This window comes from Pseudoalteromonas sp. SCSIO 43101, assembly GCF_023650775.1.
In the GTDB taxonomy this organism is placed as follows: Bacteria; Pseudomonadota; Gammaproteobacteria; order Enterobacterales; family Alteromonadaceae; genus Pseudoalteromonas; species Pseudoalteromonas apostichopi.
The window spans coordinates 900,676-918,238 of the sequence record NZ_CP072673.1; the positions used below are offsets into that span (position 1 = coordinate 900,676).

At 44.0% G+C, this 17,563-nt stretch carries 14 protein-coding genes, 4 rRNA genes and 1 riboswitch; of the genes, 16 read left to right on the forward strand and 2 right to left on the reverse strand.

All coding sequences use genetic code 11. The features are described 5' to 3' along the window. Positions 1 to 564 precede the first annotated feature (564 nt). The 15 genes from J8Z25_RS04235 to ung all read left to right on the forward strand — a co-directional run bounded on the left by J8Z25_RS04235 (position 565) and on the right by ung (position 15,172). Positions 565 to 2,105, forward strand: a 16S ribosomal RNA gene (locus J8Z25_RS04235). A 278-nt stretch (positions 2,106 to 2,383) separates the two neighbouring features. After that, positions 2,384 to 5,266 (forward strand): 23S ribosomal RNA (locus tag J8Z25_RS04240). Positions 5,267 to 5,391: 125 nt separating this feature from the next. Beyond that, positions 5,392 to 5,506 (forward strand): 5S ribosomal RNA (gene rrf, locus J8Z25_RS04245). A 58-nt stretch (positions 5,507 to 5,564) separates the two neighbouring features. Beyond that, positions 5,565 to 5,679, forward strand: a 5S ribosomal RNA gene (gene rrf / locus J8Z25_RS04250). The 16S, 23S and 5S rRNA genes sit together here, the layout of an rRNA operon. Before the next feature lie 300 nt (positions 5,680 to 5,979). After that, positions 5,980 to 6,408 (forward strand): FKBP-type peptidyl-prolyl cis-trans isomerase, encoded by a 429-nt coding sequence (locus J8Z25_RS04255; RefSeq protein ID WP_130049545.1) that lies wholly within the window; start codon positions 5,980 to 5,982, stop codon positions 6,406 to 6,408. A gap of 83 nt (positions 6,409 to 6,491) precedes the next feature. Beyond that, positions 6,492 to 7,109 carry a histidine phosphatase family protein gene (locus tag J8Z25_RS04260; protein WP_130049544.1) on the forward strand — a complete coding sequence of 206 codons (618 nt, stop codon included), beginning with the start codon at positions 6,492 to 6,494 and terminating at the stop codon, positions 7,107 to 7,109. 60 nt (positions 7,110 to 7,169) lie between these two features. Continuing rightward, positions 7,170 to 7,237: riboswitch (cobalamin riboswitch) on the forward strand. A 103-nt stretch (positions 7,238 to 7,340) separates the two neighbouring features. After that, entirely contained in the window at positions 7,341 to 8,171 is an 831-nt protein-coding gene (locus J8Z25_RS04265) for an ABC transporter ATP-binding protein (RefSeq protein WP_178926653.1), read from the forward strand. Then, entirely contained in the window at positions 8,137 to 9,153 is a 1,017-nt protein-coding gene (locus J8Z25_RS04270; RefSeq protein WP_239977771.1) for a FecCD family ABC transporter permease, read from the forward strand. The genes J8Z25_RS04265 and J8Z25_RS04270 overlap by 35 nt, the downstream gene beginning before the upstream one ends. Positions 9,154 to 9,156: 3 nt before the next feature. Then, on the forward strand, positions 9,157 to 10,218 hold the full coding sequence (gene cobT / locus J8Z25_RS04275) for a nicotinate-nucleotide--dimethylbenzimidazole phosphoribosyltransferase (RefSeq protein ID WP_250661721.1): 1,062 nt from the start codon (positions 9,157 to 9,159) through the stop codon (positions 10,216 to 10,218). Between the two features lies 1 nt (position 10,219). Next, a complete protein-coding gene (locus tag J8Z25_RS04280; protein ID WP_250661722.1) occupies positions 10,220 to 11,026 on the forward strand; it encodes an adenosylcobinamide-GDP ribazoletransferase in 807 nt (268 codons plus the stop codon). Further along, positions 11,023 to 11,550 carry a bifunctional adenosylcobinamide kinase/adenosylcobinamide-phosphate guanylyltransferase gene (gene cobU / locus J8Z25_RS04285; protein ID WP_167659126.1) on the forward strand — a complete coding sequence of 176 codons (528 nt, stop codon included), beginning with the start codon at positions 11,023 to 11,025 and terminating at the stop codon, positions 11,548 to 11,550. Before J8Z25_RS04280 ends, cobU begins: the two co-directional genes overlap by 4 nt. Further along, positions 11,550 to 13,046: a cobyric acid synthase gene (locus J8Z25_RS04290; protein ID WP_130052192.1), complete on the forward strand. Its 1,497-nt coding sequence runs from the start codon at positions 11,550 to 11,552 to the stop codon at positions 13,044 to 13,046. Before cobU ends, J8Z25_RS04290 begins: the two co-directional genes overlap by 1 nt. Continuing rightward, complete coding sequence (cobO, locus tag J8Z25_RS04295; RefSeq protein ID WP_130049538.1) at positions 13,043 to 13,642, forward strand: cob(I)yrinic acid a,c-diamide adenosyltransferase; 600 nt, start codon at positions 13,043 to 13,045, stop codon at positions 13,640 to 13,642. The genes J8Z25_RS04290 and cobO overlap by 4 nt, the downstream gene beginning before the upstream one ends. A gap of 1 nt (position 13,643) precedes the next feature. Further along, a complete protein-coding gene (locus J8Z25_RS04300) occupies positions 13,644 to 14,501 on the forward strand; it encodes a cobalamin-binding protein (RefSeq protein WP_250661723.1) in 858 nt (285 codons plus the stop codon). Next, positions 14,498 to 15,172 (forward strand): uracil-DNA glycosylase, encoded by a 675-nt coding sequence (gene ung / locus J8Z25_RS04305; protein ID WP_167659127.1) that lies wholly within the window; start codon positions 14,498 to 14,500, stop codon positions 15,170 to 15,172. Before J8Z25_RS04300 ends, ung begins: the two co-directional genes overlap by 4 nt. A 32-nt stretch (positions 15,173 to 15,204) precedes the next feature. Here ung and J8Z25_RS04310 read toward each other — a convergent pair whose 3' ends face one another. Both J8Z25_RS04310 and tal read right to left on the reverse strand, forming a co-directional pair. Beyond that, positions 15,205 to 15,393 (reverse strand): DUF3545 family protein, encoded by a 189-nt coding sequence (locus tag J8Z25_RS04310; RefSeq protein WP_054554247.1) that lies wholly within the window; start codon positions 15,391 to 15,393, stop codon positions 15,205 to 15,207. Positions 15,394 to 15,579: 186 nt separating this feature from the next. Then, positions 15,580 to 16,530, reverse strand: coding sequence for a transaldolase (gene tal, locus J8Z25_RS04315; RefSeq protein ID WP_130049535.1), 951 nt, complete (start codon positions 16,528 to 16,530; stop codon positions 15,580 to 15,582). Between the two features lie 221 nt (positions 16,531 to 16,751). Here tal and yaaA point away from each other — a divergent pair, with 221 nt between their 5' ends. Continuing rightward, positions 16,752 to 17,531, forward strand: coding sequence for a peroxide stress protein YaaA (gene yaaA / locus J8Z25_RS04320; protein WP_239977765.1), 780 nt, complete (start codon positions 16,752 to 16,754; stop codon positions 17,529 to 17,531). The last annotated feature ends 32 nt before the right edge of the window (positions 17,532 to 17,563 follow it).

Consider the following 17,563-nt stretch of genomic DNA (forward strand, 5'->3'; position numbering starts at 1 on the left):
TAAAAACTTGCGTATTACCTAATATCGATAATACTTAAGATCCTCTCGAGAAAAGTTGACTGTATTTTGTACAGCAAACTGTGTTTTTTACTGCCTTTAGCTTGTTTTTTGCGCGAAAGGTAAGTTTTTAGTAGTTTTCTACAAAAAGTGCTTGCGTTAATTCTTCGCATCCCTATAATGCGCATCCACTGACACGGCGGGCAGCAACGAAAGACGCTGAACAACGTAGCAGAGAGTTAAGTAAAACTTCGGTTTAAAACGGTCTAAAAAGAAAGTTTAAAATTAAGTGTTGACTCGAAAAATTAAGGATGTATTATACGCATCCCTAGCGACAACGTCGCAACGTTCTTTAACAATATAAAGCAATCATCTGTGTGGGCACTCGTACAGATTGAGTTCTAACAGCAGATTCTAGTTCGCTAGATGACGCAAACAAATTTAGAGTCTCAATTGAACTGAGTGACCAACGGAAACAAGTTTACTTGTTTCAGCACAGTCAATTCGATTCGAAAGAATCAAAATTCAGAATTCATTGAGCATGTCCTTCGGGACAGAAAAAACTTTTAATTGAAGAGTTTGATCATGGCTCAGATTGAACGCTGGCGGCAGGCCTAACACATGCAAGTCGAGCGGAAACGAAGAGGTGCTTGCACCTCTGGCGTCGAGCGGCGGACGGGTGAGTAATGCTTGGGAATATGCCTTATGGTGGGGGACAACAGTTGGAAACGACTGCTAATACCGCATGATGTCTACGGACCAAAGTGGGGGACCTTCGGGCCTCACGCCATAAGATTAGCCCAAGTGGGATTAGCTAGTTGGTGAGGTAATAGCTCACCAAGGCAACGATCCCTAGCTGGTTTGAGAGGGTGATCAGCCACACTGGGACTGAGACACGGCCCAGACTCCTACGGGAGGCAGCAGTGGGGAATATTGCACAATGGGCGCAAGCCTGATGCAGCCATGCCGCGTGTGTGAAGAAGGCCTTCGGGTTGTAAAGCACTTTCAGTAAGGAGGAAAGGTTAAGTGTTAATAGCACTTAGCTGTGACGTTACTTACAGAAGAAGCACCGGCTAACTCCGTGCCAGCAGCCGCGGTAATACGGAGGGTGCGAGCGTTAATCGGAATTACTGGGCGTAAAGCGTACGCAGGCGGTTTGTTAAGCGAGATGTGAAAGCCCCGGGCTCAACCTGGGAACTGCATTTCGAACTGGCAAACTAGAGTGTGATAGAGGGTGGTAGAATTTCAGGTGTAGCGGTGAAATGCGTAGAGATCTGAAGGAATACCGATGGCGAAGGCAGCCACCTGGGTCAACACTGACGCTCATGTACGAAAGCGTGGGGAGCAAACAGGATTAGATACCCTGGTAGTCCACGCCGTAAACGATGTCTACTAGAAGCTCGGGTCTTCGGACTTGTTTTTCAAAGCTAACGCATTAAGTAGACCGCCTGGGGAGTACGGCCGCAAGGTTAAAACTCAAATGAATTGACGGGGGCCCGCACAAGCGGTGGAGCATGTGGTTTAATTCGATGCAACGCGAAGAACCTTACCTACACTTGACATACAGAGAACTTACCAGAGATGGTTTGGTGCCTTCGGGAACTCTGATACAGGTGCTGCATGGCTGTCGTCAGCTCGTGTTGTGAGATGTTGGGTTAAGTCCCGCAACGAGCGCAACCCCTATCCTTAGTTGCCAGCGATTCGGTCGGGAACTCTAAGGAGACTGCCGGTGATAAACCGGAGGAAGGTGGGGACGACGTCAAGTCATCATGGCCCTTACGTGTAGGGCTACACACGTGCTACAATGGCGCATACAGAGTGCTGCGAACCTGCGAGGGTAAGCGAATCACTTAAAGTGCGTCGTAGTCCGGATTGGAGTCTGCAACTCGACTCCATGAAGTCGGAATCGCTAGTAATCGCATATCAGAATGATGCGGTGAATACGTTCCCGGGCCTTGTACACACCGCCCGTCACACCATGGGAGTGGGTTGCTCCAGAAGTGGATAGTCTAACCTTCGGGAGGACGTTCACCACGGAGTGATTCATGACTGGGGTGAAGTCGTAACAAGGTAGCCCTAGGGGAACCTGGGGCTGGATCACCTCCTTATACGATTTAGAACTTATTTGTTCGTAGTGTCCACACAGATGATTGTTAGTTAGCTAAACCAGTTGGTTTAACTAATTAATATGCTCTTTAAAAATTTGGAAAGCTGATATTAAAATTCTTATAGATACTTGTATCTATAAAGAGTTTTCAAAAGTAAAAAATATGCCATTAATCGAAAGATTAATTGGTATCTACTTTAGTATTCTCATCATTATTTGATGAATTAACTTCTGGCGAAGTTAACAGCTGTCACTAACAAAGACCCGTTTGGGTTGTATGGTTAAGTGACTAAGCGTACACGGTGGATGCCTTGGCAGTTGGAGGCGATGAAGGACGTATTAACTTGCGATAAGCCTAGTCAAGCTAGTAAAAAGCGCTTGAGACTAGGATTTCCGAATGGGGAAACCCACCTGCTTGCAGGTATCGTTAACTGAATACATAGGTTAACGAGGCGAACGCGGAGAACTGAAACATCTAAGTACCCGTAGGAACAGAAATCAACCGAGATTCCGGAAGTAGCGGCGAGCGAAACCGGACCAGCCCTTAAGCTTATTATGTGTTAGTGAAACATTCTGGAAAGTTTGACGATACAGGGTGATAGTCCCGTACACGAAAATGCATCTTAAGTGAAATCGAGTAGGTCGGAGCACGTGAAACTTTGACTGAATATAGGTGGACCATCATCTAAGGCTAAATACTCCCAACTGACCGATAGTGAACCAGTACCGTGAGGGAAAGGCGAAAAGAACCCCTGTGAGGGGAGTGAAATAGAACCTGAAACCGTGTACGTACAAGCAGTAGGAGCCCTTCGAGGGTGACTGCGTACCTTTTGTATAATGGGTCAGCGACTTATATTTTGTAGCGAGGTTAACCGATTAGGGTAGCCGTAGTGAAAGCGAGCGTTAACTGCGCGTTTAGTTGCAAGGTATAGACCCGAAACCCGGTGATCTAGCCATGGGCAGGTTGAAGGTTGAGTAACATCAACTGGAGGACCGAACCCACTAACGTTGAAAAGTTAGGGGATGACCTGTGGCTAGGAGTGAAAGGCTAATCAAACCGGGAGATAGCTGGTTCTCCCCGAAATCTATTTAGGTAGAGCCTCGGACGAATACTTACGGGGGTAGAGCACTGTTAAGGCTAGGGGGTCATCCCGACTTACCAACCCTTTGCAAACTCCGAATACCGTAAAGTACTATCCGGGAGACACACGGCGGGTGCTAACGTCCGTCGTGAAGAGGGAAACAACCCAGACCGCCAGCTAAGGTCCCAAAGTCATAGTTAAGTGGGAAACGATGTGGAAAGGCCCAGACAGCCAGGAGGTTGGCTTAGAAGCAGCCATCCTTTAAAGAAAGCGTAATAGCTCACTGGTCGAGTCGGTCTGCGCGGAAGATGTAACGGGGCTAAACTATGCACCGAAGCTGCGGATTCAAACTTTGTTTGAGTGGTAGGGGAGCGTTCTGTAAGCCGTTGAAGGTGTACCGGGAGGTATGCTGGAGGTATCAGAAGTGCGAATGCTGACATGAGTAACGATAATGCGGGTGAAAAACCCGCACGCCGGAAGACCAAGGGTTCCTATCCCATGTTAATCAGGGTAGGGTAAGTCGACCCCTAAGGCGAGGCCGAAAGGCGTAGTCGATGGGAAACGGGTTAATATTCCCGTACTTGGTATAATTGCGATGGGGGGACGGAGCAGGCTAAACAAGCATGGCGTTGGTTGTCCATGTGAAAGTGAGTAGGTTGAGAGTTTAGGAAAATCCGGACTCTTAAGACTGAGACACGAGACGAGCACCTAAGGGTGTGAAGTTGTTGATGCCATACTTCCAGGAAAAGCCTCTAAGCTTCAGATTATACCGAATCGTACCCCAAACCGACACAGGTGGTCAGGTAGAGAATACTAAGGCGCTTGAGAGAACTCGGGTGAAGGAACTAGGCAAAATCGTACCGTAACTTCGGGAGAAGGTACGCTCCTATCTGTGATGAGACTTGCTCTCTAAGCGGACGGGAGCCGCAGTGACCAGGTGGCTGGGACTGTTTATTAAAAACACAGCACTGTGCAAAATCGCAAGATGACGTATACGGTGTGACACCTGCCCGGTGCCGGAAGGTTAATTGATGGGGTTAGTTTTCGGACGAAGCTCTTGATCGAAGCCCCGGTAAACGGCGGCCGTAACTATAACGGTCCTAAGGTAGCGAAATTCCTTGTCGGGTAAGTTCCGACCTGCACGAATGGTGTAACCATGGCCACGCTGTCTCCACCCGAGACTCAGTGAAATTGAAATCGCAGTGAAGATGCTGTGTACCCGCGGCTAGACGGAAAGACCCCGTGAACCTTTACTACAGCTTGGCACTGAACATTGAACCTACATGTGTAGGATAGGTGGGAGGCTTTGAAGCAGAGACGCTAGTCTTTGTGGAGCCGTCCTTGAAATACCACCCTTGTAGTTTTGATGTTCTAACGTTGGTCCCTAATCGGGATTACGGACAGTGCCTGGTGGGTAGTTTGACTGGGGCGGTCTCCTCCCAAAGAGTAACGGAGGAGCACGAAGGTTGGCTAAGTACGGTCGGACATCGTACGGTTAGTGTAATGGTAGAAGCCAGCTTAACTGCGAGACAGACACGTCGAGCAGGTACGAAAGTAGGTCATAGTGATCCGGTGGTTCTGAATGGAAGGGCCATCGCTCAACGGATAAAAGGTACTCCGGGGATAACAGGCTGATACCGCCCAAGAGTTCATATCGACGGCGGTGTTTGGCACCTCGATGTCGGCTCATCACATCCTGGGGCTGAAGTCGGTCCCAAGGGTATGGCTGTTCGCCATTTAAAGTGGTACGCGAGCTGGGTTTAGAACGTCGTGAGACAGTTCGGTCCCTATCTGCCGTGGGCGTTTGAGAATTGAGAGGGGTTGCTCCTAGTACGAGAGGACCGGAGTGAACGAACCGCTGGTGTTCGGGTTGTCATGCCAATGGCACTGCCCGGTAGCTACGTTCGGAACTGATAAGCGCTGAAAGCATCTAAGCGCGAAGCAGGCCTCGAGATGAGTTCTCACTAGACTTTTAAAGTCTCTGAAGGGCCGTTGAAGACTACAACGTTGATAGGCAGGATGTGGAAGTGGTGCGAGCCATTAAGCTAACCTGTACTAATTACCCGTGAGGCTTAACCATACAACGCCAAACGCGTTTTATGACAGCGTAACAGACAGAAGTTAAGAAACTAAAGTAGACATTACTTGATATCAGAATTCCAGATTTATTAATTTGCTCAAAAGAGCGAATTAAAACCAAATTTGCTTGGTGACAATAGCGTTTTGGACCCACCTGACCCCATGCCGAACTCAGTAGTGAAACGAAACAGCGCCGATGATAGTGTGGCATTTGCCATGTGAAAGTAGGACATTGCCAGGCTCCAAATTCAGTCGTAAGACTTAAAATTTAAAATAATAAGAAAATTGAAAAGAATTTTCTTGGTGACAATAGCGTTTTGGACCCACCTGACCCCATGCCGAACTCAGTAGTGAAACGAAACAGCGCCGATGATAGTGTGGCATTTGCCATGTGAAAGTAGGACATTGCCAGGATCCTATTAAAGAAAGCCCGATTCGAAAGAGTCGGGCTTTTTTGCGTTTTAGCTGTCAGCTTTCAGACGTCAGCTGAATGATCGCTGATGGCTGAAAGCTGATAGCTCTGTATTGGGTTTCGCTGAGCTCTACCCAACCTACGCCAGACCCTCAAACTTTCCCTTTTCTAACTCGTATCTTTCCCCTTTCTAGCTTGTAACTTTACTCTCGCTAACTCGCTACAGACGATACTTGTCCTTGCTTCACTGACTTTGTTATGCGATAAAGCGTTTTAAATTTGTAATACAATTAAGGTTTGATGTGTCTCGTAAGAAAACAACCAAGTCGAAAGGCTCTTCAGGTTTAAATCGTAAAAATAGTGAAGCATTTATTGCTAAGTTCTCATCTCATCCTGATACACATCTATGTTCGTCGGGTTTAATGTATAAAGTGATTGATGAGCTTGAAGGGGAGCGAATTACAGAGTTCGACACAGTAGTCATTAATCAGCGCATTATGCTTGCTGATGGCACTGTGATTGCCGACAGTTACAAAGCGGGTATGCCAGAGGTGTTTGCATTATCTGAAGCAATCGAAGGGTTAAAAGAAGGCTTGTTGCTAATGAATATTGGTTCTCGTTATGAATTTGTGATCCCTCCAGAGCTTGCCTGGGGTAAAAAAGGTAACGGTGGCAAGATTGGCGCAAATGCAGTGCTTCATTTTGACGTTCGTTTAATGCGTTTAGCTTAATTCTCTTAGTGTAACAGCCTTAGCATAACTCGACAGAGTAATTAAAACGCGTTAACGTTCACTATTGGTTACTGAGGAACATTATGGACGCATTTGCTTCACGAGTTTACTTTCTTCGCCATGGCGAAATAGCTACGCCTGGAATTCTTTCTGGGCAAGTCGATGTTGATTTATCTGAACAAGGCTATAGACAAATGCGCCAAGCCTCAGCTGAACTCAAAAATTTAAATGCCATATATAGCTCACCGCTGAAGCGTTGCTCAGTTCATGCTGACTATTTAGCAAATCAACACAGATTGAACGTTCGGTATTATAACGCTCTGAAAGAGTTCAATTTTGGAGATTGGGATGGCCAAGACTACCAGCAGCTTTGGCAGCAAACAAGTAAACCTCATATCGGTGATTTTTGGCAGCATCCTTGGCAAGTAAAAGTACCGAATGGTGAAGCTATGGCTGATTTTTATACTCGGGTAGATACATGGTGGCAAACGTTTTTAGAATCATTGTGTGAATCTAAACATACTCAGTCATTAGTAATTAGCCACGCTGGTGTGATCAAACAAATTCTAGCTATTGTTTGTCAAATGCCTAAACAATCAGCTACACATTTAAATGTTTTCCATCTCCCATATGCTGGGCTTATAACACTCGATGTATATATTGATGAACAAGGACAGGCTTGGCCAAAAATTGTTTTTTAGCCATCTAGAGCGATATTCATTGAATTATTTACTTAGCCCGCCATAATACTCATATGCTATGGAATGGAGTGCAATTCTCCAGCTGTTCCCGCAACTGTAATCCATCTAAATAATGGTTAGCCAGATACTTAGCACTAACAATTAATCATCGAGCGGGTCAACTCACATCATTTTCTGGTACTTACCAGTGCTTTCTTGTGCGTTGCTATTACTCGCCAAGAGAGAATAAACTTGCAACAAAATAGCCTTAGCGCTGCGCCATTAATATCAGTTTCTGATTTAAGTTGGGGTACTGCGAATAAAACCATACTTAAATCAATTAGCCTTGAATTAAAAGCAGGGCAATTTATCGGTTTACTCGGCCCTAATGGTGCTGGTAAATCAAGTCTGCTGCGCTGTCTTTATCGTTACTTAAAACCTCAGCAAGGAGCCGTGCTGCTAAGCGGTGAAGATATTTGGCAAATCAGTGCTGATGAATATGCAAAGCAGGTTGCGGTGGTTTTACAAGAGTCTCCATCGCAGTTTAATTTGTCATTATTTGATGTTGTGAGTCTGGGCTTAACCCCTCATAAACGACTTTTCAGCGGTACCTCTGTCAAAGATAAGCAGCGAATATATCAAGCGATTAAGCAGGTTGGTTTGTCGCATCATAGTGAGCAAGCATTTGATTCTCTCTCTGGTGGCGAAAAGCAAAGAGCGCTCATTGCACGCTCTATCGTACAGCAGCCTAAGCTGTTGATCATGGATGAACCAACTAGCCACCTCGATGTTAAATACCAAATTCAAATAATGGAATTAGCAAAGTCCCTCGATGTGACTGTGCTTGCTTCTTTCCATGATTTAAATCTCGCAGCAAGTTTATGTGATGAATTACTGGTGATTGATGAAGGTCGCTTGATTTGTCAGGGACAACCAAAAGCGGTGCTAACAGAGCAGCTGTTAAGTGATGTATTTGGTGTATGCGCAACAGTATCTGCTCATCCCCAATCAAACAATGATAAGTATATTCCACACATTACTTACTTCTATGGTTATCAGACTCAGGAGTATCAACGTGACTGATGCAATACGTTTAAGTGTCTGTATCCTAGTTGGGCTTATTAGTTGCTTTTTAGCTCTTAGCTTTGGTGCTGCAAATACACCACTGAGTGAAGTATTTGATGGCTTATTTAGCCAAGGTAGCGATGAGTTTGTGCAGCGTATTATTTGGCAGCTACGCATGCCAAGAACCGTACTGGCATTTTTAGCGGGATCTGGGCTTGCCCTTGCGGGATTAATTTTGCAGACCGTAACCCGAAACCCACTTGCTGATCCTTATTTGTTTGGAATTTCTTCGGGAGCTTCATTCGGTGTCGTGTGCTTTATAGCCCTAACAGGCGTGAGTTTTGGTTTTAGTATGTCAATTGCAGCATTTGCCGGAAGCTTACTCTCTATGCTGTTGCTCATTGCTATTGCAGGCCGTCGCCATGTTGGCCAAGTTGAAGCCATGTTACTTGCCGGCGTTGCTTTATCATTCTTATTTAGTGCTATGACTAGTTTGCTACTTTATTTTAGTGATCCTCAAGCCATTACAGCTATTTTATTTTGGACCATGGGCAGTTTTTCTCGTGCGCAGTGGGATACTCTTTGGATGCCATTTATAGTTATTACTGCCTGTATGGCACTGATGATTGCTTTTCGTCGTCAGCTTAATGCAATGCTACTTGGTGATGAAAGTGCCGCGACTTTGGGGATTCATGTACAGCGCTTTCGGATCATGATGCTACTGCTAAGTTCATTAATAACTGCAGTGCTTGTTGCTATGTGTGGTGGCGTCGGTTTTGTTGGCCTGATGATCCCACATATTGTGCGTTACTTTTCGCCACAAGGCAGCAGCCATAACTTAATCATGACTTCGCTAGTCGGCGGTATTTTTATGGTGTGGGTTGATGTGCTATGCCGAACCTTATTGAATAATCAAGAATTACCCGTTGGTGTGATCACAGCAGCTATCGGCAGCGTGTTTTTTTTATTCTTACTGTATTTTCGTAAACAGAGCAGGTAGTTAATGTTTAATATCATGCCAATTAACCAGCAGTTTTCAGCTATTATTCAAAAAAAAATAGACCTTAAAACGAAGCCGCTTGGTGCGTTAGGTCAGCTTGAAAGCTGTGCTAAACAATTAACGCTTGTTTTCTCAAAGCAGCTCGATAGTGAGCAGGCGCTTCTAGCCTTTAAACCGGTTATTTCTAGCCCTACTCTGGTTGTATTTGCTGGCGACCATGGTGTTGCAAGCCAAGGGGTGTCAATTGCTCCTAGCTGCGTTACATCACAAATGGTGGCAAACTTTGCAGCAGGAGGCGCAGCGATCAATGTATTTTGTCGTCAGCTAGGTTGGCAGCTCGAAATTGTTGATGCCGGAACTCTCAGTACTGCACATGGTAAAGGTGTGCATAACCAGCGTTTAGGTGAAATCACCGCACCTTTAAATACCGAAATGGCGATGTCTCTTAGTCAAGTTAAAAAAGGGGTTGAATTAGCAAAGCAGCGAGTTCATTCACTCTATGAGCAAGGCTGCAATACCATCGCGTTTGGTGAGATGGGCATTGGCAATACCACAAGTGCTGCGGCATTGATGGCTGCCTTGTTGTCGTTACCTGCCAGTCAATGTGTTGGTAAAGGCACAGGCGTGAGTGACGAGGTTGTTGCTAAAAAAATCAAGGTTGTCGAGCAAGCCCTTCAATTACACCAAGCTCATTTTAGCGATCCACTAATGACGCTTGCGGCATTAGGTGGTTTTGAAATTGTTCAGATCACCGGTGCTATTTTAGCTGCTGCCGAGCTTGGCATGGCTGTGATCGTGGATGGCTTTATTTGTACTGCAGCAGCGCTTGTTGCAACTCGGATTAATGCAAACGCTCGCGATTACATGCTATTTGCTCATGCCTCTGATGAACAAGGGCACAAAGCAATGCTCAATGCCTTGCATGCAGCACCTTTATTGCAGCTTGATTTACGTTTAGGAGAGGGCACCGGGGCTGCGCTTGCCTTACCTTTATTGCAAGCATCTTTGGCGTTTTACAATGACATGGCAAGTTTTGCCGATGCCAATGTTGAGCAAGTAGTTTAATATGAGCACTGAACTTAACACATCAAATACTACCCCAAGTCAGCTTCAGCTATTTTTACTGGCGCTTAGCTTTTTAACGCGCATACCCGTTAAATTAAACTTTGTAGTATCGAGCACGGCACTCAATCAGGCCAGCCGTTATTTTGCATTAGTCGGGGTGTTATTAGGTGTACTTTTAGCGCTAAGCTTTTTGTTGTTGAACTGGTTATTCCCCGCTGCTATAGCAATAGCGTTAGTTATGGCCTTTAGCTTGATAATTACAGGGGCATTTCATGAAGATGGCCTTGCTGATGTGTGGGATGGCTTTGGTGGTGGTTGGCACGTTGCAGATAAGCTCAACATTATGAAAGACAGTCGCTTAGGGACGTATGGTGCAGCGGCGTTAGTGATGGCTTTATTAATTAAGTACCAAACACTCGTCGCACTCACCGAAGCAACCAATATTCTTGTTATTGCACTTGTTCTAGGGCAAAGCCTAAGCCGAGTTGTAGCAACAAGCTTAATTGCAGATATGGATTATGTAAGTCAGGATGCCACATCTAAAGTAAAACCAATAGCGATGTATTTAAGCACACAAAGTTATCAAATACTGCTAGCAACTGGCGGCGCAGTCTTGGCAATAGCCTGGTTGTTTTTTGGCTTCACTCTAGTGCAATTACTGATACTCATTAGCGTGCTTTTTGTTACTCGATTATTATTAAAGCGCTGGTTTGAAAAACAATTATCTGGCTTTACTGGCGATTGCCTAGGTGCTGCCCAGCAAGTGTCAGAGCTTGTTACCTACCTTTGCTTGGTGAGTCTATTATGAGCCAACAACATACTTTAATTTTAGGCGGTGCTCGCAGTGGTAAAAGTCGTTTTGCTGAGCAGTTGGCAACTAATTCAAACAAACCGCTTATCTACGTTGCTACCGCAAACGCTGGCGATGAGGAAATGGCTGCCCGAATTAGTAAACATCAAATAGAACGAAGTAAGCATTGGCAACTTGTTGAAGAGCCTTTGTATTTAGCCAAAGCATTACAACAGCATAGCCAGACTGAAAACTGTATTTTAGTGGATTGTTTAACGCTGTGGTTAAGTAATTGCTTATGCCAGCATGGTGAGGCATTTTGGCTTGAGCAAAAAGCGGCCTTACTCGATGCGCTAGTGCAATTGCCGGGTGAGGTGATCTTGGTCAGCAATGAAGTGGGTCATGGTATCGTGCCGCTAGGTGAATTAAGCCGTCAGTTTGTTGATCATTCAGGTTGGTTGCATCAAGCCTTAGCACAGCAAGTTGCACGTGTTGAGTTTGTGATTGCAGGTCTTGCACAAACCTTAAAAAGAGAACAATGATGAAAACATTAATGGTGCAAGGCACGACCTCAGATGCAGGTAAAAGTACCCTTGTAGCAGCTCTTTGCCGGATCTTTGCAGAGCGAGGCATTAAGGTTGCCCCCTTTAAGCCACAAAATATGGCATTAAATAGCGCTGTAACCGCTGATGGTGGCGAGATAGGTCGAGCACAAGCTCTGCAGGCTATAGCAGCAAAAGTGCCCGCAGAAGTCGATTTTAACCCTATCTTGTTAAAGCCCAATAGCGATACAGGGGCGCAGGTTATCGTCCATGGCAAAGCGCTTTCGAATATGGAAGCGGGCAGTTACCACGATTACAAAAAAGTGGCTATGGATGCGGTTCTTACTTCGCAGCAGCGCTTAAGTGAGCGTTTTGAGTTATTGGTCGTTGAAGGAGCTGGCAGTCCTGCAGAAATCAACCTACGTGAAAATGACATTGCTAATATGGGTTACGCTGAAGCGGTGGACTGCCCGGTAATTATTATTGCTGATATCGACAAAGGCGGTGTGTTTGCTCACTTAGTTGGGACGTTAGCGTTATTGTCTGAGTCGGAGCAGGCGCGAGTTAAAGGCTTTGTAATTAACCGCTTTCGGGGTGATATTGCGTTATTGCAAGGCGGTTTAGATTGGTTAGAACAATATACAAATAAGCCCGTGCTTGGGGTTTTACCTTATTTACATGACTTAGCGTTAGATGCAGAGGATGCTGTTGCTATAAGTAATCAGGTCGATAAACCGCAATTACGGATAGCAGTTTTGTTATTGCCTCATATTAGTAATCATACCGACTTTGATGCACTGCGATTACAACCAGAAATCGATTTACAGTATGTACGTCATACTCAAGCTATTCCTAATGTCGATTTGATCATTATCCCTGGTAGCAAAAATGTTTTAAGTGACCTAGCCTTTTTAAAAAATGAAGGTTGGCATAAACAAATAACACGTCATTTACGCTATGGCGGTAAAATACTCGGTATATGTGGTGGACTACAAATGTTAGGCAATTACCTAGAAGATCCACATGCTGTTGAATCTAATTTAGGTAGTGCAGAAGGACTAGGGCTTGCTGACTTTAAAACGCAATTAGGGCAGCAAAAAGTACTAAGCCAAGTATCTGGCATACTTCATTTAAATAATAGCGATAACGCAATTTCAGGTTATGAAATTCACGCCGGGATAAGCCAAGGATCAGCACTTAAAAAGCCATTTTTGAGTTTTAATAATCACCCGAGTGGATTTAAAGAGGATGGTTTTATTAGCGATGATAACCAAGTGGCGGGTACTTACTTACACGGCTTGTTCGATACGCCAGAGGGCGTGGGCGAGTTAACAACTTGGCTTGCTCCAAATAGCCAAATTAAGCCAATTGATATTAATTTAAACCGTGAACAACAGTTAAGCCGTTTAGCGAACGTGGTAGCAGAGAATCTCGATATTGAACAAATCATCAATATTTATGAGAACTTCAATTTAGAGCATAAGGAACAACAATGAGCGAACAGAATCAAGATAAGCACCAACAACGCCAGCAAAAAGTAAAAGAAAAAGTAGACGAACGTATTGCTGCGGCACAAAAAGAGCAGGGGATTTTTCAAGTTATAACTGGCAACGGTAAGGGCAAATCTACCTCTGGTTTTGGCACTGTAGCACGTGCGGTGGGTCACGGAATGAAAGCGGCTGTGTGCCAGTTTATTAAAGGCACATGGGAGTGTGGTGAACGTAACTTACTCGAAAAAGCAGGGGTTGAATTTGTCATTATGAACACAGGTTTTACCTGGGAAACACAAAATAAAGAGTCAGATACCGCGGCTGCGCAAGTGACGTGGCAAGAAGCAAAAAGAATGCTGAAGGATGAGTCGATTAACCTCGTTATGCTAGATGAAATAACCTACATGATCACCTACGGCTATATTGATTTAGACGAAGTGCTAGAGGCAATTAGCTCTCGCCCTGCTATGCAATCGGTAATTATTACAGGTCGTGGTGCGCACCGTAAACTAACCGACTTAGCTGATACAGTCAGTGAAGTCAGAAACGTAAAACATGCTTTTGATGCCGGTATCAAAGCGCAAAAAGGATTTGATTATTAACATGAAGGCCATTAAGTTTGCACTCTTAGGTTTTTTATTTTATTTACCGGCACTTACACAGGCCCATGAAATAAACAAGCCACAGCGCATTGTTGCTTTAGCGCCGCATATCGTTGAAAACCTGTTTGCGATTGGTGCAGGTGAGCGCATTGTTGGTACCGTTGACTATGCTGACTTTCCTTTGCAAGCGAATGATATTGAACGAGTAGGTGGCTATTACGGCATTAACATGGAAAAACTGTTGTCGTTAAAACCGGATCTTGTACTAGCTTGGAAAACGGGTAACAAAGCTGAAGATCTCGCTTATATTGAAAAGCTAGGTATTCCAGTTGCTTACAGTAATCCTAATCAGGTTGATAATGTTGCCGATGAACTACGTAAACTGGGTACGCTTACGCATTTGCAAACAAACGCAAATAAAGTTGCCAAAGAGTTTGAAGATAAACTCAATGCTATTCGTACAGCTCAAAAGGGCAAACCGAAAGTTTCGGTGTTTTATCAATTATGGCCTGAACCTATGATGACGGTTGGTGGAAACACTTGGATCAATCAGCTATTAACCATTTGCCATGCCGACAATGTGTTTGCTAATAGTGATACCGACTATCCGCGTATTAGTATTGAAAATGTATTGGTTGCCAAACCTGAAGTGGTGATTATTCCAGATGAAAAATCGAAAAAGCCTCAGCCTAAAATTGATTGGCGCCAATGGCCCGAATTGCCAGCGGTGCAGCATAACCAGTTTATTAGTGTGAACGCTGACTTATTGCACCGTTTTACAACTCGTATGCTTGATGGCTTGACTGATATGTGTGGTAAAATAGACATTTCTCGTCAGCAAATACAGGCTTCAAAATGATCGACTGGCAAACATTTCTAGATACCGAACTTGCGAAACCTTACATGCAAGAAACCTTGCAATATGTGGCAGATAGGCGAGCAGAGGGTGTTACCGTTTATCCAAAAGATGAGCAGGTTTTCTCTGCTTTTGATGTCACACCACTAAATGAAATCAAAGTGGTTATTTTAGGGCAAGACCCATACCACGGAGAAGGTCAGGCCCATGGTCTTTGTTTTTCGGTATTGCCTGAAGTTAAAAAGTTACCTCCGTCATTGAAAAATATGTACAAAGAATTGGCGACAGATATTGAAGGTTTTGAGATACCACATCATGGTTATTTGCAAAGTTGGGCAGAACAAGGTGTGTTTTTACTCAACACTGTACTGACTGTTGAGCAAGGGCAGGCTCATTCTCATAAGCACCTTGGCTGGGAGCAATTTACCGATGCAGTGATTGCGCTTATCAACCAGCACTGTGACGGTGTGGTGTTTGTATTATGGGGCGCACATGCTCAGAAAAAAGGTAAACACATAGATACCTCGCGTCATCATGTGATTCAAGGTCCGCATCCATCACCGCTTTCTGCTCATCGTGGCTTTTTTGGTTGTCAGCATTTTTCAAAGGCAAACCAGCTACTTATTGATCAAAACAAAGCGCCGATCAATTGGTCGTTGCCACAAATTCTATAGCACAAATGCAAAAGGCCCTTGCGGGCCTTTAATTAAAAGTCTAATTCATCAAGCTCAACGCTGTCTGTGAAATAGTCTAACTCCTGTAGTTCTTTGCGAAGTCTATGCTTATCTTTTAGAGCTTCGATTTCGCGCCATTTTCTCTTTTTATTTTTTGTAGAGGTCTTTTTTGTTGTGCTAGGACCTTCTAATATTTCTAAAATATCGTCTAGGCTATCCATGAACTTCTCCTATTGATTTTTTGAACCTCGGAAATACCTATACCACAGGCTGCTCAAAAATAGAATAAAAAAGTGACAATACTGTTACAGAAGTGTGATTGATAGATGAATAGATCAAAGGTTTAGTTATTTTAGAAACAAAAACGCCACCTAGCGGTGGCGTTTCAAAAAATGCTGTAATTTAAATTACATTGCTTTAAAACGAGCTTCTAATTCAAGCTGCGCTTGTGCAAAAGAACGAATACCCTCAGCAAGCTTTTCTGTTGCCATCGCGTCTTGGTTATGTAACCAACGGAACTGGCTTTCAGTCAGTGGTGCTGGTTTTTCTTCAACAGCAAAGTCGCTTTCTAATAAGTACTCTTGTGCATCAGTTAATTGGCCAAGCTCTTCTAAAAGTGCAGGGCTGATAGTTAACTTATCACAGCCAGTAAGCGCGATGATCTCGCCTGTGTTACGGAAGCTTGCGCCCATAACTACAGTTTTGTAATCATGGCGTTTGTAGAACTCGTAAATGCTACGTACTGATTGCACGCCTGGATCGTTTAGCGGATCAGTTGGTTTTTCCATACCATTAGCAACATGCCAATCCAGGATACGGCCAACGAATGGTGAAATTAAAAATACATTCGCATCGGCACATGCGCGAGCTTGTGCTTCAGAGAATAACAGCGTTAAGTTACACTTAGTGCCTTCTTTTTCAAGCTGTTCTGCGGCTTTGATGCCTTCCCACGTTGATGCAACTTTGATTAGGATTTTATCTTTGCTAACACCTTCTTTTTCGTAAAGGCTCAGTAAAGTGTGGGCTTTATCGATAGTCGCTTGGGTATCAAATGATAAACGTGCGTCTACTTCTGTTGAGATATAGCCCGGTACGATTTCGCTAATTTCTTTACCAATTAATACAGCAAAGTAATCACATGCTAACTCAAGTTGTTTAGCTGCATCTTGCTCGGTTTCTTTGGCATATTGCCACGCTTTATCTAAATAAGGCTTATACGCTTCAATTTCACTGGCTTTTAAAAGTAGAGATGGGTTTGTTGTTGCATCTTCTGGTTGGTGCTTTTTGATAGCTTCGATATCACCCGTATCTGCAACAATAGATGAATGTTGTTTAAGCCTTTGTAGTGCTGAAGTCATTTGCTTTCCTCATTCCAAGCAAGTTAAAAGAAAATCCATTATAGCGGCCTTTATGCTGCAACACTATGACAGTGTTTAATAGGTCAAATGTCCTTAATACAGAAAACTAGAACATTATGTATGAAAGAACAGCGGATAAAGGCAGGACGAAACAAAACGTGCATTTTGATTCAATTAATGTTGAAATTGACATCAAACAAATTACAAGTCAATAGCTAAGTATGATCACTGTTATTTCACCTGCAAAAAATTTAGATTATGAAACACCAGCCACGACCGATAAATTCACTCAACCTGAATTACTCGAGCACAGCGAAGAGTTAATGTCAGTTTGCCGTGATTTAACCCCAGCGCAAATTGGCAGCCTAATGAAAATCAGCGATAAACTAGCGGGTTTGAATGCGGCACGTTTCGCCGAGTGGTCACAGCCATTTACGCAACATAACGCAAAACAAGCAGTGCTAGCCTTTAATGGCGATGTGTACGGTGGATTAGATGCACAAACTCTTAGTGATACCGACCTAGATTACGCACAGTCGCACTTACGTATTTTGTCAGGCCTTTATGGCGTACTGAAGCCACTCGATTTAATGCAAGCTTACCGCCTTGAAATGGGCACTAAACTAGAAAACCCTCGTGGTAAAAACTTATACCAGTTTTGGGGCAGTGTTATCGCCGAAAAGCTTAATACTGTGCTTGCTGAACAAGATAGCAAATATTTGGTAAACCTTGCTTCGAATGAGTATTTTAAAGCGGTTGATAAAAAAGCCTTAAACGCTCAAATTATTACTCCACATTTTAAAGACTGTAAAAACGGCCAATATAAAGTGATCAGCTTTTATGCGAAAAAAGCTCGCGGCATGATGGCACGTTACATCATTGAAAATAAAATTACCCAATTAAGTGATTTAAAAGATTTTACCGTTGCAGGATATTACTTTAGCAGCGATGCAACAGCAAAAGAATTAGAGCCTGTTTTCTTACGGGAAGAGCAGAACTAATTTTTTAGTAAAATGAATTAGAAGAGCCGTGC